Origin of the sequence: Streptantibioticus ferralitis (genome assembly GCF_029223525.1) — a bacterium.
GTDB classification, from domain to species: Bacteria; Actinomycetota; Actinomycetes; order Streptomycetales; family Streptomycetaceae; genus Streptantibioticus_A; species Streptantibioticus_A ferralitis.
Genome location: NZ_JARHTQ010000002.1, coordinates 575,520 through 591,465, shown reverse-complemented (window position 1 = coordinate 591,465; position 15,946 = coordinate 575,520). Strand labels below are relative to the sequence as shown.

Here is a 15,946-nt window from a genome sequence, read left to right as displayed (position 1 = left end):
CGTCGACACCATGAACAATTCCACAGCACTCGTCACCGGTGCCAACAAGGGCATCGGCAAGGAGATCGCTCGGCAGCTGGTGGCCGCCGGGCTCACCGTCTACGTCGGTTCGCGCGATGCCGGACGGGGGCAGCGGGCCGTCGACGAGATCGGCGGCGACGCCCGGCCGCTGCTGCTCGATGTCACCGATGACAGGAGCATCGCCGACGCGGCGCGGCAGGTCGAGACCCTGGACGTCCTGGTCAACAACGCCGGCATCATGGTCGATGGCAGGTCAGCGGTCGACGCCGACGTCGACAGCTTCCGCAGTACGTATGAAACGAATCTGTTCGGCGTCATCGCCGTCACCAACGCGTTCCTGCCAGCGTTGCGTCAATCCACCAGGCCTCGCATCGTGAACGTCTCCAGCGGAACCGGATCGCTGGCCTGGAGTACGGGACCGGAGTCGCGGTTCCCGGCGGGCTCGGGGGCCGCTTACCGGTCGTCGAAGACCGCGCTGAACGCGCTGACGGTGTTCTACGCGCAGGCGCTCGCCGGTGACGGCTTCAAGGTGAACGCGCTCGCGCCCGGTCTGCGGGCAACCGACCTCAACGAACGCGCCGCCGCCAGCGCCGGAGATCCGGCCGAGGGCGCGGCGGGCGCCGTCCGTCTGGCGCTGCTGCCGGAGGACGGCCCCACTGGTGGGTTCTTCTCGTGGGACGGAACCGCCGTGCCGTGGTAGACCGCCACCCAGACGGGGGCGCGCCCGATGGCCCGGCTGGATTGGTCTGGACCAACACGTCCGGAAGTCGGCTCTCTCGTGCATGTTGGTCCGGACCAAGCCCGGGCGCTCACACCACCCCTGAACCCCCCGCGTTATCCAGGAGTGAGCCATGCGCCGAAAGCCCAGCGCGGTGATCGTCGGCCTCGGCGTCCTCGGCGCCTCCCTCCTCGCCACCGGCAGTGCCAGCAGCCACGGATCCATCCTCGCGGTATGGAACATCGCGGACACCGGCAACGCCTTCTACGCCTGCTCCGACGTGCAGTTCTAGCTCCTGCGTACCGAGGTCGGCGAGGGCCGGTGGTCCTCGCCGACGCAGGCGTACCTCGGCCATGGCGGGATAGAACGGCTGAGAGGTGACATCGCAGCAAGAAAAGGCAGTTCTCTGCTGCCGCCGGGCCTGTAGCGTTGCCGCGTGAATCCAGCAGATCTCGCCGCCATCGTCGCCGAGAGCGTTCACGAAGCGGTCAACTCCGGAACGATCGCGGCGACTCCCCCCGAGTCGCTCCAAGTGGAGAGGTCTCGCCACCGCAGTCACGGTGACTACTCCAGCAACGTCGCGCTGCAGATCGCCAAGTCCGCGGGTATCCCGGCCCGTGCCGTAGCGGAGTTGCTGGCGCCGATCGTGAGTGCTGCGGCTGGTGTCCAGAAGGCCGAAGTGGCGGGTCCCGGCTTTCTGAACATCACGCTTGAGAGTGCCGCCAAGGGGGCCGTCGCACGGGAAATCGTCCTGGCCGACACCGAGTACGGCCGTACGAACCACATCGACGGCCCGCGGCTCAATCTGGAGTTCGTCTCCGCCAACCCCACCGGGCCCGTGCACATCGGCGGCGCTCGGTGGGCGGTCGTGGGAGACGCACTGGCACGGCTTCTCGAAGCCGCGGGTGCGGATGTGACACGCGAGTACTACTTCAATGACGCCGGTATGCAGATCGATCGTTTCGCCCGGTCACTGCTCGCTTCGGCGAAGAACGCTCCGGTGCCTGAGGACGGATACCGCGGCGCTTACCTCCAGGAGATCGCCGGTGCGGTGCTGAAGCGGCGGCCTGAGGCCCTGGGACTGACCGACTCCGCAGCCCTCAAGGTCTTCCGGGTGGAGGGGACGTCCCTCATGTTCGACGAGATCAAGGCCTCCCTGGCCGAGTTCGGTACCCACTTCGATGTCTACTTCAACGAGAAGGATCTCCACGAAGGAGGGGATCTGCACGCCACCGTCGCACGCCTACGGGAAGGTGGCCACGTCTTCGAGGCCGAAGGCGCGGTGTGGCTGCGTACCACGGACTTCGGTGACGACAAGGACCGGGTCCTGCTGAAGAGCGACGGCTCCTGGACGTACTTCACCGCGGACTGCGCCTATTACCTCAACAAGAGGTCGCGCGGCTTCGAGAAGGTCGTCATCATGCTGGGCGCTGACCACGCGGGCTATGTGGGCCGTATGAAGGCCATGGCGGCCTGCCTCGGTGATGACCCGGAACACAACCTCGAAATCCTGATCGGCCAGTTGGTCAACCTGGTCAGGGACGGCCAGCCCGTCCGTATGAGCAAGCGGGCGGGCACAGTTGTGACGCTGGAAGACCTGGTCGAGGCGGTGGGGGTGGACGCCGCGAGGTACGCGCTCGCGCGCGCGTGTGTGGACTCGACGATCGATCTCGACATCGATCTGCTCACCAAGCAGTCGAACGAGAACCCCGTGTTCTATGTGCAGTACGCGCATGCGCGGCTGTGCGCGGTGCAGCGGAAGGCTCAGGAGACCGGTGCGCGCAGGGGCGGGCCTGACGACTTCGAGCCGTCGTTGCTCAGCCATGAGCGGGAGGCCGATCTCCTGAGTGTGCTGGGCGAGTTCCCGCAGATCGTCGCTACCGCCGCCGCGCTGCGCGAGCCGCACCGCGTGGCGCGTTACCTGGAGCAACTGGCAGGTACCTACCACCGGTTCTATGACGACTGCCGAGTCCTGCCGCGGGACGGCGAGGAGCCGAACTCCCTGACCCGGGCCCGGTTGTGGCTGACGGACGCCAGCCGGGTGGTACTGCGCAACGGCCTGAACCTGCTGGGTGTCTCGGCGCCCGAGCGGATGTGAGCGGTCGTCTTCGTACGCGGCGGCACCAACACACCGCGCAGGTGCCGCCGCGCCCGAAGTGACGGGCCCTTCCGTCCCCGTCACATGCGCCCTGCCCCCGTACTCCCGGGCGCCCCGGGCGGGAAGGGTTCGACGCCGACCACGTGACGTACCCTCGAGGGCTCGATCAGCACGACCACACGCCGCTCGCCGGGGACTCTCCACTCGAATCGCTCGGTTCCCAGGTAGGTGTGTGCCAACCGGTCCATGTTCCGGTCCGCCTCCGGTCCCTCGACGAACCGGACCACCCGACCGCGGATCTGCACCCGGTCATAGGGATCGGCCGAGTCCGCGTGCGACAGGCACACTCGCGGATCACGGCGGAGGTTGCGTTCCTTGATCCGCCCAACGGCGGTGTTGAACAACACCAGTTCCCCGTCGAGCCCTACCCACATCGGGCTCACGTGCGGCGAACCGTCAACGTTGACCGTGGCGACGTACCAGATGTTCGGCGCCTCGATCCTCGCGCGTACGTCCTTCGGCATTTCGACCATGGGACAGGACTGCCCAGCCGCGACGCCCGCGATGCCATCGTCCGGCACGACTTCCTCGAACTCCCGCCTCACCGGAGGCAATCCGCTTGCCACGGTTCTCGGACGGGCGCCGTGCGGATGAATCCGGTCACCCGGGGCCGAAGGTCGGTTCGACGCCGGTCAGGTCGCGGCTGGCGGCCCATAGGCGCGCGCCGAGCACGGTGTCGGCCAGGTGGCCTCGGACGGATTCCAGCCCCGGTGCACCCCGCAGGCCGAACACCCGGGGTCCCCACAGCTGTCCGCCGACCACGGACGGGTCGAGGACTGCCCGCACGGCGGGCCACGCGCCTGCTTCCTTGCCCTGGACGAGGATGCCGGCGGGCAGGCCGCGCAGCCGTTCGCCGGTGGTCCGGACATGCACGGACGGGCGTGAGGGGGTGAGGGAGTCAAGCGCGCCGCCAGGGTGGGTCACCACGCTCAGCGTCGTGCTGCCGACGGCACGCAGGCGGCGGTCGAGTTCGAAACCGAAGAGCATCTGCGCCTGCTTCGACCGCTCGTAGGCACGCTTCGGCCGGTAGTCACGGGTGGTCTGGAGATCGTCGAGGTCCAGCCGCGCGGACTTCCCCACGAAGCTGCCGGTGATGACGACGCGGCCCCCGTGCGCTGCCGAAAGCAAGGGCGCCAGCCAGTGGGTCAGGGCGAAGTGCCCCAGGTGGTTGGTCCCGAACGTCAGCTCGTTGCCGTCCTTGGTTTCCCTGCGCTGCGGCTCGTCGAGCAGGACTCCCGCATTGTGGACGACCGCGTCGAGACGCTCCAGCTCCAGCGCTTCCACGGAGCTCTTGAGCGAGGACAGGTCGGCGAGGTCCAGCCGAAGGTGACGCACCCGCGCACCGGGGACGCGCGAACGGATCGAGGCCATCGCCGCCGCGGCCTTCGTCGCGTCCCGGCTGCCGAGGACCACCGTGGCCCGGGTGCTGGCGAGCTGCTCCGCGACGAAGTACCCGATCCCCGCGTTGCCGCCGGTGACCAGGAAGTTCCTGCCCTCGGCAGGCGGCAGCCGGTGAACGTCCCACGGCCGGGTTCGGACCAGGGAGGGCATTGCAGGCTCCTTGCGCTGTGGGGCATCCGGCGGTGGTGGGCGGCCTTGCGCGTTCACGGCCGCCCCCGATCAAGCTCCAAGATCGCAGCGGCCGCCGACACGCCACCGACAGACCGCTGCCAACCGCAGACAGCCGACCGACACCGCGCCCGGGCGGCGGGGCCGTCTGGAGCTGCCTGCGCCTTCGTTCCCCTTCCGTCCACTTCCCCGCCAGTCCGCACCAGACTCCCGCCGCTGTTGCCGCTCCCCGTTCCCTTCCGTGGGCCGGGCCACGCTGCCGCCGCCGGATCAGGCCGATTCCGGTCGGTGCGGAGGCCTGGGCGAGCATGGATCTGGGAGCATCGGGGCCGTGCAGGATGACGACCGGCTGACGGTGGGCGTGGAGGAGGAGTACCTAGTCGTCGATCCGGTCTCGCGCTCGGTGCGTCCGGAGGCCGACTCCCTGATCGCTTATGCCGCCAAGGAAATGGGCGATGGCGTGAGCGCGGAGATCACCCGCTTCCAGATCGAGGCGAGAACCGATCCCCATACCGAACTGGCCGGGCTCGGCGCGCAGCTCCGTTCGATGCGGGCCGTGGTGGCCAGGGCCGCCGCGCTACACGGGCTGCGGGTGGTGTCGTCCGGCAGCCCGGTGCTCGGCGCGGTGACTCCCCCGCCGCTCACCGAGGGGCCGCGTTACGCCCGGAGCTTCGACAGGTTCCGGGCGCTTGACGACGAGCAGAGCATCTGCGCCTGCCATGTGCACATCGGACTCGCGGACCGGTCGCGTGCTCTGGCCGTGAGCAACCATCTGCGGCCGTGGCTGCCGGTGTTGGTGGCACTGGGGGCGAACTCCCCGTTCTGGGCTGGTCGGGACACCGGATACGCCAGCTGGCGCGCGGTGACGTGGGCGCGCTGGCCAGTCGCGGGCCCACCGCCGTTCTTCCGGTCGGTAGCGCACTTCGAGGAAATGGTCGGCCAGTTGTCCATCAGCGGGGCGATCATGGATCGCAGCGCTCTCTACTGGGACATTCGGCCCTCGGAGCACGTGCCCACGCTGGAGGTGCGGGTGGCGGACGCGGCGATGACCGTGGGAGACACGCTTCTGCTCGCCGCGGTGATCAGAGCGCTGGTCGATACGGCCCTACGGGCTGTCGACGCCGGCGAGCCAGCTCCCAACCCCTCACCAGAGGTGCTGCGAGCGGCCTGCTGGCGTGCCGCTCGCGACGGCCTCGGCGGTCAGGGCCTCGATCTGCGCACTGGCCGCCTCGTTCCGGCGGTGGTGTCGGCGGACGGGTTGTTGACGCATGTGAGCGCCGCGCTGAAGCGCCACGGCGATCTGGGACTGGTACGCGCCAGTTGGGCTCGACTGCGCACTCATGGCACCGGTGCCGACCGTCAACGTGCCGCCCATCGGCGCCGAGCCAGCCTCCACGACGTCGTCGACTGTCTGATCGCCTCGGCGGCTGAAGGCATCTGACGCCCCACGAACGAAGTGGTGCCGCCGTGTTGTCTCCGGCTCCGCTGGTGACGCGCCTGGCAGCCCCCTGAGGGGCGGTCAGGAACGGACGGCTCCGGCGACAAGGCGGGGCATGATCAGGTTGTGCAGCGGCTTGATGGCCTTGAAGTACAGCCGTCCAGCAGGGCGGCGGAACCTGACGACCGAGGTGCAGACGCCCTCCAGTCCAGCGCCCGAAGCGGATGGGCGAACGGCGAAGGACGTGCGAAAGTCCAAGTGCTTGTCGTCATCGCCTCCCAGGACTTCGTCCTCCGCCACGGCCAACAAGCGGATGGGGCCCAGCTTCCTGCCCGGTTCGACCCCGATGTCCCTTACGGCGACGCGTTCTTGCCGCTGGAGTCCGAAGGGTGCCATCAGCTTGTCGCGCAGTGTCAGCAGCCCATGCACCCACTCGGGTGTCCCGGCAAGGACCATGTGTGTGAACGCCACCGCGCTGGTACCCGCCGGGAGATCGACGGCCACCGATCCATTACGGGGGTAGCCCCGACGCACTTGTCCGCGCTCGTCCGCGTCGCGCACGCGCTCATCCTGCCGCGCGGACGGGGCCCGTGTTCCACTGTGCCGACGGACCCCGGAGCCGGCTCTACTCCTGCGATCCGACCCACCCCGGGTCCAGCCGTGAACCTGCCCAGTCCGCACCGACGTTGATCACGTCGGCGACCCTCAGGCCGACGGACCGTGCGGCGTCCGCGATGACGGACGGCTCCACATAGCCGACACGTCCTGCCTTCGGAGTGAACATCCAGACCACACCATCTTGAGCCAGCCAGAGCACGGCGTCGAGCAGCTCATCGACGAGGTCACCCCCGTCCTCGCGCCACCACAGAAGGATGACGTCCATGACGTCGCCAGAGCCTTCGGCCAACAGGCGGGCCCCGTACCGTTCCTCGAGCGCACTCTCCAGGTCATGGTCGACGTCCTCATCCCACCCCCGTTCCTGGACCAGCAGCTTGGGCTCGATTCCCAGCCGCTCAGCGACTCCAGCCTGGCCCGCGTCCACCATCGCTGCTCCCCTCCGTTGGACCAACCTTGCGACGCCGACAACGGGTTAACGCTTGCCTTGTTGCGCAAGTTACGGAGGCCCGAATCAGCGACGGGTCGGCGATGGGAAGCCTTCGGTACGCGTATCGGCCCTGGCCATTTGGCCAGGGCCGATACGCGTACCGAAGGCGGGTGTCAGCTCTGCGGGGTCTGGTACAGGCCGCGCTCCACTCGCTGCACTCGGGCGGCCACCGCCAGCCGCTCCAACGCGGTACGCACCGAGTTCACGCTGCCCGCGGTGTTCTCGCGGCCGAGGGCCTCGTTGACTTCACCGGCCCGCAACGGGCCCTCGGCGCGCTCCAGGCACGCCACGATGCTCTCGCTCAGGCCGCGCATCCGCTTCGCAGGCGAAGCCTTCTTGCCGGCCTTCGTCGCCTTCGCGGACTTCTTCCTGCCGCGGCCCGCGGACCGCCGCGCCTCCTCAGGACCGCTGTCCTGCGCCGGGTCGGTCGAGACGTCGTCCTGCGCGGCGACCGCGGTTGCCTCGCCCGCGTCCTCCTCCGCCTGCCGAGGCGCCGGTACGGGTACCTCGCGGCGCTGTTCGTCCACCACCGGCAGGGACGAGGTGGCCGCAGCCACCTCCCGTTCCTCGGCCGACGCCTCAGGAAGCGGCGAAGCGCAGGACAGTGCCTGCAGGCTGCGCAGCGCAGCGCGGACCGCCGCCATCCGTTCCGTGACTGCTGCCAGATTCTTCTCCAGCGTCTGCTGCTGCTCTTCCAACCGAGGGAGCTCGGTTTCCAGCAACTCGATAGTGGATTCGATGCCGTCGTGCGTGTCGAAGGTGGCTGCCACCGTTGTGTTCCTCATCCGTTCGTAGCGGTTGTCAACGCAGGTCTCCGGCGTCAATGACTGGTACCCGCGCCCCCCTTCGCGTGCGCTCGCCGATGATGCCCCACCCACCCGGACACCACCACAGCGCGCACGCACTGGCGGACACCATACGGCGAATAACCACACTCCGCGCAACCGGCTAACCACACTTCATAGCGGAATCTTCCTGCTGACCACCACCAACTCTCTTGCCAGCGCCACACTTTGGCCAACACAGCGACTCATTCACACGGTGGTTGGAACTATGGGCGCGAACTCCCGGCCAGGCCCGGGTTGCGTACCCTGTACTCGTGATTCCCCGCACTCCGCATGTGCCATGAGACCTTGCCTTGGACCTGCACTGCTCGTCGGGCGGTGATGCGGGCCAGGCGTGGGAAGTCACGAAGACACTCACGATGGGACTTGGTCGGCCAGCGGGAGCCGTCCAGACACTCACTGGATCGAGTGACGTCAACACGGGCGCGGCGGTCCGGCGGGTCCAGGCATGGACAGGGGCAGGCCCTCGGCGGGTTCGCGGAGCCGTGCGCCTGGCGCTCGGGAGCCGCCGTCATAGGCCGAAGGAAACGGAACGAAATTCACCCCAATGGACGACTATCCATTGCGCGCGGCAGCGGTGGAAAATTGACTCGGTGGGCTTCATACCAGTAGGCCGCAGCCACCTTCGTTGAGACAGAACAGCATCTGCCCATCTGCTGAACTGCCGGACGCGCTGCTGGCCCACTGAGTTGAACCGTGCGCTACTGACATCCTCAGCGTCGTTCAACAATCGAGCCGGGCACATGGCTCGCACAAATCTCTTCTGAATCAAGCGATGTAACCGGTGCCTGACTCCCCGCACTCGCGGTGACCGCCACCGCGCCTGTGGCGCAGCGCCTGTTGTGGATGTATCGGAAGGCGAGGTCATGGAGGAGGTGGTCGACGGGACACGGCATGCGCTTACGGTCATCCGAGGCTGATCAACGCCCTGGTGGAAGGCGGTACGGCGCCGCGGCGGCACCTGACGACCGCCGGAAAGGCCACCATGCCGCGCGTTCACACCAGTTCACCTCCCGCCAAACGCGGGGCGGCCAGTACATGCACTGCGGATCGGTAGCGTCGGCATTCAACGGGAAATCCGAGTTGCGCACCGGCGCCTGCTTTCTTGTGCACAAGCCATGTGCTGCCCCGTCGCACCCCATGTCCGAGAGGTCACGCGGTCGTACGTGTCCCTCTTACCGCGCCGCAACGAGTCTGGACAGCCCATGAGACTGATCTCCCCACTGGCCGAAATCGTAATGGGAATCACCCCGTTCCAGGAACCGGACGCCGGGCTCGCCGCGGCCGTGTGCCGTGCGAACGCATTGGGCGTTCTGGACCTTGGATCCGGCGACGACCGGTGGCGAAGGGAGCTGGCCGCACTCCGTGATTGGGTTCCCGGTCCGTTCGGCGTGCGGGCGGGCCCCGGCTGCCGGGCCTTACCCGAGGAGTTGCGCTGCGCCGACGGCACCGGCCCGCACACCGTCGTGCTGGCCGCGGACCTCCCAGGCTGGGACCCGGCCGCGCTCGCCACCGAGTACCGCCTGCTGGTCGAGGTGACCGACCTGGAACAGGCCCGAGCCGCCGTTCGCGCGGGCGCCCATGGACTGATCGCACGCGGCGGCGAGAGCGGTGGCCACGTTGGAGAGTTGAGCACCTTCGTCCTGTTGCAGCAGCTGCTGGGCGCACCGGAGATCGAGGCACCGGTGTGGGCCTGCGGTGGTATCGGGCCGCGTACCGCGGTGGCGGCGGTGATCGGCGGCGCTGCCGGAGTGGTGCTGGACAGTCAGCTCGCGTTGCTGGCCGAATCGGCGGTGCCGGACGAGACCGCGGCGGCCGTACGCGGTATGGACGGCTCCGAGACGAGCTTGGTGGACGGCTGCCGGGTGCTGCGCCGCGGCGGGCCGAACGCTCCTCGGGACGGGCAGCTCGCCGTCGGCCAGGACGGCTTCCTGGCGGCCAGGTTCGCCGACCGCTATGGGACGGCCGGGCGAGCGGTTCGCGCCGTGCGGGAAGCCGTACTGGACGGGCTGCGAGCGGCCGCGCGGGGGGCGGCACCGCTCGGCCCGGGAACCCCGCTGAGCGACGCGCTTGGCACCCGGCTGCCGGTGGCGCAGGGACCGATGACCAGGGTCAGCGACCAGCCGGGATTCGCCGCGGCGGTGGCCACGGCGGGTGCGCTGCCGTTCGTGGCGCTGGCGCTGGCCGACCGCCCGCAGACCCGGGCACTGCTGGCCAGGACGGGTGAGGCGGTCGGCGAACTCCCCTGGGGAGTCGGCATGTTGGGCTTCGCGCCGGAGGATGTGCGAAACGCCCAGCTGGCACAGGTGCTGGCGGCGCGGCCCAGCCACGCGCTGATCGCGGGCGGACGTCCGTCGCAGGCACGGGCGTTGGAGGAGGGGGGGATCCGCACCTTCCTGCACGTGCCCTCCCCGGGACTTCTGCGGCAGTTCCTGGAGGACGGGGCTCGCAGGTTCGTCTTCGAGGGAGCGGAGTGCGGCGGGCATGTGGGACCGCGCTACAGCTTCCCGCTGTGGGAGGCGCAGTTGGGGGTACTTGAGGAGTTCCTGGACGCGGCGCCGGACCGTCCCGGGGTGGAGTTGCTGTTCGCGGGGGGCGTGCACGACGAACGTTCGGCCGCGATGGTAGCGGCGATGACGGGTCCGCTGGCCGGCCGGGGGTGCGCGGCGGGCTTGCTGATGGGCACGGCGTACCTGTTCACCGAAGAGGCGGTGGCCTGCGGGGCGGTACGTCCGCAGTTCCAACGGCAGGTGCTGGCGGCGCGCGGCACCGATCTGCTGCAGACGGCGCCCGGGCATGTCACGCGGTGTGTCCCGAGCCCTTTCACCGCGGAGTTCCGCGAAGCCCGCAGGCGGCTGCGGGCGGACGGGACACCGGAGCGGGAGGCCTGGGAGCGGTTGGAGCGGTTGAACCTCGGCCGACTGCGCATCGCCAGCAAGGGCATCGACCGGGTGGCCGGCGAGCTGGCCGAGGTGGACGAGCAACAGCAGCTTGAGCGGGGCATGTTCATGGCCGGGCAGCTGGTCGTGCTGCGCTCGGCCCCCACCACACTGACCGAGTTGCATACCGCGGTCGGCACCCGGGCAGCCGGGTTCCTGGCCGACAGGGCCACGGAACTGGTCGACCGGCTTGGCCTGCTCCCCGCCGCCCCCGCGGAGCCGAAGCCGCTGGACATCGCGGTGATCGGCATGGCGTGTATGTTCCCGCAGGCTCCCGACACTCCCGCGTTCTGGGCGAACGTGGTGACCGGTACGGATGCCATCACCGAGGTGCCCACCGAGCGCTGGGACCCGGCGCTGTACTACTCGCCGGACGGCGGGCCCGGCACCACTCCGTCCAAATGGGGTGGCTTCCTGCCCCGGATCCCGTTCGACCCGCTGGGCTACGGCATTCCGCCGTCCGCGTTGGGCAGCATCGAGCCGGTGCAGTTGCTGGCGCTGGAGACGGCGCGCCGGGCGCTGGCGGACGCCGGGTACGAGGACGGCGGCCGGGCCTTCGACCGTTCCCGTACCAGCGTGGTGTTCGGGGCGGAGGCGGGCAGCGACCTGTCGAGCGCCGGGGTGCTCGGTGCCGTGCTGCCGGCCTTTCTGGGGAAGGTGCCGCAGGCGATCGCGGAGCAGTTGCCGAAGCTCACCGAGGACTCGTTCCCGGGCATGCTGGCCAATGTCATCTCGGGGCGGATCGCCAACCGGCTGGACCTGGGCGGGGCCAACTTCACGGTGGACGCGGCGTGCGCGTCCTCGCTGGCGGCATTGGACGTGGCGTGCAAGGAACTGGTCGCCGCAAGCAGCGACCTGGCGCTGTGCGGCAGCGCGGACCTGCACAACGGGATCAACGACTATCTGCTCTTCGCCTCGTCCCACGCACTCTCGCCGTCCGGCCGGTCCCGGCCGTTCGACGCGTCGGCGGACGGGATCGCCCTGGGCGAAGGGGTGGCTTGCCTGGTGCTGAAGCGGCTGGCGGACGCGGAGCGGGACGGTGACCGGGTCTACGCGGTGGTCAAGGGAGTGGGCAGCGCCAGTGACGGCCGTTCGCTGGGCCTGACCGCGCCGCGGCGCGAGGGGCAGCGGGCGGCGTTGGATCGCGCGTATCGCGCAGCCGGCGTCGGTCCGGCCGAGGTGGGGCTGCTGGAGGCGCACGGCACCGGGACGGTGGTCGGCGACCGTACCGAACTCGCCGCGCTGACCGAGGTGTTCGATGAGGCGGGGGCGCCGCCGGGAAGTTGCTCGCTGGGGTCGGTGAAGTCGCAGATCGGGCACACCAAGTGCGCGGCGGGGCTGGCCGGCCTGATCAAGACGGCGCTGGCGCTGTACACCGGGGTGAAGCCGCCGACCCTGCACCTGACACTGCCGAACCCGGCGTGGCGCTCCGCTGGCAGCCCCTTCGTGTTCCATACGCGGGTCAGGCCGTGGCCGGTGCCGCCGGGCGAACGGGTGGCCGGGGTGAGCGCGTTCGGCTTCGGCGGTACCAACTTCCATGCCGTGCTGCGGGGGCATGACGGCCCGCCCCCGCAGCACGGGCTCCAGGAGTGGCCTGCCGAGCTGTTCACCTTCCGCGGGGCCGATCGGGAAAAGGCGCTGCGCAAGGTGGCGGAGTCGCTGCGGCTCGTGGAGGCGGACGGGACGCCATGGCGGCTGCGGGACCTGGCGCTGGCCGCCTCCCGACGGGCGGAGGCGGGCCACGGGCCCACGCAGGTCGCGGTGGTGGCCTGTGATGTCGCGGGGTTGGCCGAGCTGCTGCGCCGGGCGCTGGCCGGTGAGCACGATCCGGCGGCGGGGCTGTATCTGGCCGAGGAGGGCGCGACCCCGGGTTTGGTGGCGTTCCTCTTCCCCGGGCAGGGCAGCCAACGCCCGGGGATGTTCGCGGAGTTGTTCGCCGCGTTCCCCGTCCTCCAGCGGCATCTGCGGCTGGGGCGGGCGTACGCGGACGTGCTCTACCCCCCGGCGGCCTTCACGCCTCAGGCGCGGGAGGAGCAGCGCGACGCGGTGACTGACACCAGGGTGGCTCAGCCAGTGCTGGGCATGACCGGTCTGGCTGCGCACGACCTGCTGGGGATGGCGGGGGTGCGTCCGGACATGGCCGCGGGCCACAGCTACGGCGAGCTGGTGGCGTTGTGCGTGGCGGGGGCGCTGGCGGTCGAGGATCTGCCGATGCTCAGCGCCGAGCGGGCCCGGGCGGTCCTGGACGCGGTCGGCGAGGGGACGGACCGCGGGGCGATGGCCGCGGTGGAGGCCTCGGCCGATGAGGTCGAGGGCGTGTTGGCGGCTGCCGCGCTACGGGGGCGAGTGGTGGTGGCGAACCGCAACGCGCCACGGCAGACGGTGGTCTCGGGCGCGACGGATGGGGTGTCGACCGCGATGCGGCTGCTGCGCGAGGCCGGGTACGGCGTGAAGCGGCTGCCGGTGGCGTGCGCCTTCCACAGCCCGCTGGTCGCGGGCGCGGGCGAGCGCTTCGCCAAGGCGCTGGCCGGCCGCGAGGTGCGGGCACCGCAGTTCCCGGTGTGGTCGAACCGGACGGCGGCCGGCTATCCGGCGGATCCGGCGGCGGTGTGTGCCGGGCTCGCGGAGCAGATGGACGCTCCGGTGCGCTTCCTGGAACAGATCGAGGCGATGTACGAGGCGGGCGCCCGGGTGTTCGTCGAGGCGGGTCCCGGGTCGGTGCTGACCGCACTGGTGGGCGAGGTGCTCGGCGACAGGCCGCACCGTGCGGTGCCGATCGAGCGGCGGCGGCGCGGTGTGCCCGGCTTCCTCGACGCCTTGGCCGAACTCGCCGTCGCGGGAGTGCCGGTGCGGACCGGGCAGCTGTTCCGTGGTCGTGACGCGGTGGACGCGAGCCGGACGGGCAGACCACGACGGCCCGGCTGGACAGTGGACGGGCAACTGGTGCGCACCGCCTCCGGAGAACTGCTGCCCGGTGCGCTGGCACCGGCCCGGCCCGTACCGGAGGCTCTGGCGGCGGAACAGGGCCCGGGCGCCAACGACCATCGCCCGACCAGGGAAGCCATGGTGTCGGAATTCCTGCGCAGCAGCAGGGAGTTGATCGCGACACAGCGGGACGTGCTGCTGAGCTACTTCGGCGGCGGGGATCCAGCCCCGGACGTTCCGCAGCCGCCGGTGGTTCGGGCGGCTGCGCTTCCGCCGCTGCCCGAACCACCCTCCGAGTCACCGCAGGAGCAGTCGGCGACCGCGTCCGCGCCGGTGCTCGGGCAGGACGACGTGCTGCACGCCGTGGTGGAGGTGATCAGCGAACGCACCGGCTACCCCGCCGACATGATCGAGCCCGATCTCGATCTGGAGGCCGACCTGAGCATCGACTCCATCAAACGCACCGAGATCGTCGGCCAGCTCGCCCGCCGACTCGCAGACGGCTCGGGCGCCGAGCTCGCCGCACTGCGCGACGAGGAGTTGGAGGAGCTCTCCGGCGCCCGTACCGCCGCCGCCCTGGCGGCCTGGCTCACCGCCCGGCTCACGGGTCCGGGAGCCGAGGCGGCCGACACCGTGCCAAGTCCCCAGGCCGCGCAGGAGACCGGCACGGCACGGCCGGACGATGCGGCGCCGAGCCAACAGGCCGCGCGATCGGCTGAGTTGACTGCGCCGGCCGAGACGGCGGCGCGGGAGCGGTCGGCCGTCGCGGGACACGAACCGGTGCGGCTGCGGTTCACGACGGTACCGCTGTCCGAACCCACCAGAGCCCCGAAGGCGCTCGCGGGCAGGTGCTTCGCGCTGCTGGGCGGGGACGACGGTGGGATCGCCGAGGCCGTGACATCCCGGCTGGCCTCGCTCGGTGCGCGGGTGCTGGCCTTGCCCGCCTCGCACACGTCCTCCACGGCGGACGAACCGGTGGACGGTGTGCTGCTGCTGGATCCGCTCTCCCCGCGGGGGGCGCCGGTGCTGCCGGGCTGTGTGCCCGCGTTGCAGGCTGCACTGGGCCGCTCCCCCCGGTGGCTGCTCGCCGCCAGAACGGCAACGTCGGGCAGCGGCCGGACGGTTGGACTACGCGGCCTGTTTCGCACCCTGGCCCGCGAGTATCCGGAAGTCTCGGTCCGGCTGGTCGAGGTCGCGGCCGCCGCGGACGCGGTGGACACGCTGGTCGGCGAGCTGCTGGCGGACGACGACGCGCCGGTGGTGCGGTACGGCCCGGCCGGGCGGCAGGGTTTGGCGCTGGTGGAATCCGGCCTCGGGATCCTGGGCAGCACGGGGGCGGGGCCCGCCGACGACGGTACGGCGGAGGCCACCGCGCTGGGACTCGACCGGGACGCCGTGGTGCTGCTGGTCGGCGGGGCGCGCGGCATCACCGCGCGGTTCGCGGCGGCGCTCGCGGCAGCCGCCCGCTGCCGCCTGGAACTGCTGGGCCGCACCGCGCCACCGGACGGCCCCGAGGACCCGGTGACGGCGGCCGCCCACGACCGTCCGGCGCTGCGGTCCGCACTCGCCCGGCAGGGCGTGCCGCTGCCGGACATCGACCGGACCGCGTCCAGGCTGCTGGCCGGGCGTGAAGTCGCGGCGACACTCGACGAGTTGTCCGCGCTGGGTTCGCGGGCCCGCCACCACGTGGTGGACGTGACCGACGCGGCGGCGCTGCGGCAGGCGGTCAAGGAGGTCCACGCCGAATACGGACGGCTGGACGGCGTCGTCTTCGCGGCGGGCGTGATCGAGGACAAGATGTTCGCGCAGAAGGATCCGGAGTCCTTCCGGCGGGTCTACGGCGTCAAGGCGGACGGCGCCCGGGCGCTGCTGGACGTACTGGCCGGGTTGCCCACTCAGCCAAAGTTCACGGTGCTCTTCGGCAGCATCGCCGCCGCTCTGGGCAACCGTGGCCAGGCCGACTACGCGGCGGCCAACGACGCGTTGGAGGAACTCGGCGCCCGCTGGGCGGAACGCACGGGGCGCCGGGTGCTGACCGTGCACTGGGGGCCGTGGGCGCCGTCCGGCCCGCATGGCGGAATGGTTTCGGCGGAGTTGGCCCTGGACTACCTCCAGCGGGGCGTCAAGCTGATCGACCCAGGCGCGGGCTCGCTGGCGCTGCTGCGGGAACTGGCCTGGGGCGAGCCGTCGACCCGGTCGGTGGTCTACACGGCGTCAGGCCGGTGACG

At 70.6% G+C, this 15,946-nt stretch carries 9 protein-coding genes and 1 pseudogene; 5 read left to right on the top strand and 5 right to left on the bottom strand.

All coding sequences use genetic code 11. From position 1 onward, the window contains the following. Positions 1-10 precede the first annotated feature (10 nt). From P2L57_RS05560 to argS, 3 genes and pseudogenes are all read left to right on the top strand, one after another. Entirely contained in the window at positions 11-721 is a 711-nt protein-coding gene (locus P2L57_RS05560; RefSeq protein ID WP_275809077.1) for an SDR family oxidoreductase, read from the top strand. 232 nt (positions 722-953) lie between these two features. Then, positions 954-1,031 (top strand): annotated as a pseudogene (locus tag P2L57_RS05555) (lytic polysaccharide monooxygenase); the annotation flags it as partial. A gap of 144 nt (positions 1,032-1,175) precedes the next feature. Next, complete coding sequence (argS, locus tag P2L57_RS05550) at positions 1,176-2,837, top strand: arginine--tRNA ligase (RefSeq protein WP_275809073.1); 1,662 nt, start codon at positions 1,176-1,178, stop codon at positions 2,835-2,837. A gap of 80 nt (positions 2,838-2,917) precedes the next feature. Here argS and P2L57_RS05545 read toward each other — a convergent pair whose 3' ends face one another. Beyond that, on the bottom strand, positions 2,918-3,370 hold the full coding sequence (locus tag P2L57_RS05545; protein WP_275809220.1) for a PPOX class F420-dependent oxidoreductase: 453 nt from the start codon (positions 3,368-3,370) through the stop codon (positions 2,918-2,920). A gap of 127 nt (positions 3,371-3,497) precedes the next feature. Next, complete coding sequence (locus tag P2L57_RS05540; RefSeq protein WP_275809069.1) at positions 3,498-4,448, bottom strand: SDR family NAD(P)-dependent oxidoreductase; 951 nt, start codon at positions 4,446-4,448, stop codon at positions 3,498-3,500. A gap of 349 nt (positions 4,449-4,797) precedes the next feature. Between P2L57_RS05540 and P2L57_RS05535 the strand changes: the two genes are divergently transcribed. Further along, entirely contained in the window at positions 4,798-5,907 is a 1,110-nt protein-coding gene (locus P2L57_RS05535; protein WP_275809066.1) for a carboxylate-amine ligase, read from the top strand. Between the two features lie 78 nt (positions 5,908-5,985). Here the strand turns inward: P2L57_RS05535 and P2L57_RS05530 are convergent, their stop codons facing one another. The 3 genes from P2L57_RS05530 to P2L57_RS05520 form a co-directional block, all read right to left on the bottom strand. Beyond that, the gene (locus P2L57_RS05530) at positions 5,986-6,465 is read right to left on the bottom strand and encodes a DUF2867 domain-containing protein (protein ID WP_275809064.1); all 480 of its coding nucleotides are present in this window, start codon (positions 6,463-6,465) and stop codon (positions 5,986-5,988) included. A gap of 64 nt (positions 6,466-6,529) precedes the next feature. Further along, complete coding sequence (locus P2L57_RS05525) at positions 6,530-6,949, bottom strand: DUF3052 domain-containing protein (protein WP_275809061.1); 420 nt, start codon at positions 6,947-6,949, stop codon at positions 6,530-6,532. 173 nt (positions 6,950-7,122) lie between these two features. After that, positions 7,123-7,779, bottom strand: a complete 657-nt coding sequence (locus P2L57_RS05520; RefSeq protein WP_275809058.1) for a hypothetical protein — start codon at positions 7,777-7,779, stop codon at positions 7,123-7,125. A 1,280-nt stretch (positions 7,780-9,059) separates the two neighbouring features. Here P2L57_RS05520 and P2L57_RS05515 point away from each other — a divergent pair. Next, positions 9,060-15,944, top strand: a complete 6,885-nt coding sequence (locus tag P2L57_RS05515) for a type I polyketide synthase (RefSeq protein WP_275809055.1) — start codon at positions 9,060-9,062, stop codon at positions 15,942-15,944. The last annotated feature ends 2 nt before the right edge of the window (positions 15,945-15,946 follow it).

Excerpts from the sequence above, each read along its gene's own strand:
- P2L57_RS05560 (WP_275809077.1), top strand. The coding sequence starts at position 11 with ATGAACAATTCCACAGCACTCGTCACCGGTGCCAACAAGGGCATCGGC.
- P2L57_RS05545 (WP_275809220.1), bottom strand. The coding sequence starts at position 3,370 with ATGGTCGAAATGCCGAAGGACGTACGCGCGAGGATCGAGGCGCCGAAC.
- P2L57_RS05540 (WP_275809069.1), bottom strand. The coding sequence starts at position 4,448 with ATGCCCTCCCTGGTCCGAACCCGGCCGTGGGACGTTCACCGGCTGCCG.
- P2L57_RS05525 (WP_275809061.1), bottom strand. The coding sequence starts at position 6,949 with ATGGTGGACGCGGGCCAGGCTGGAGTCGCTGAGCGGCTGGGAATCGAG.
- P2L57_RS05515 (WP_275809055.1), top strand. The coding sequence starts at position 9,060 with ATGAGACTGATCTCCCCACTGGCCGAAATCGTAATGGGAATCACCCCG.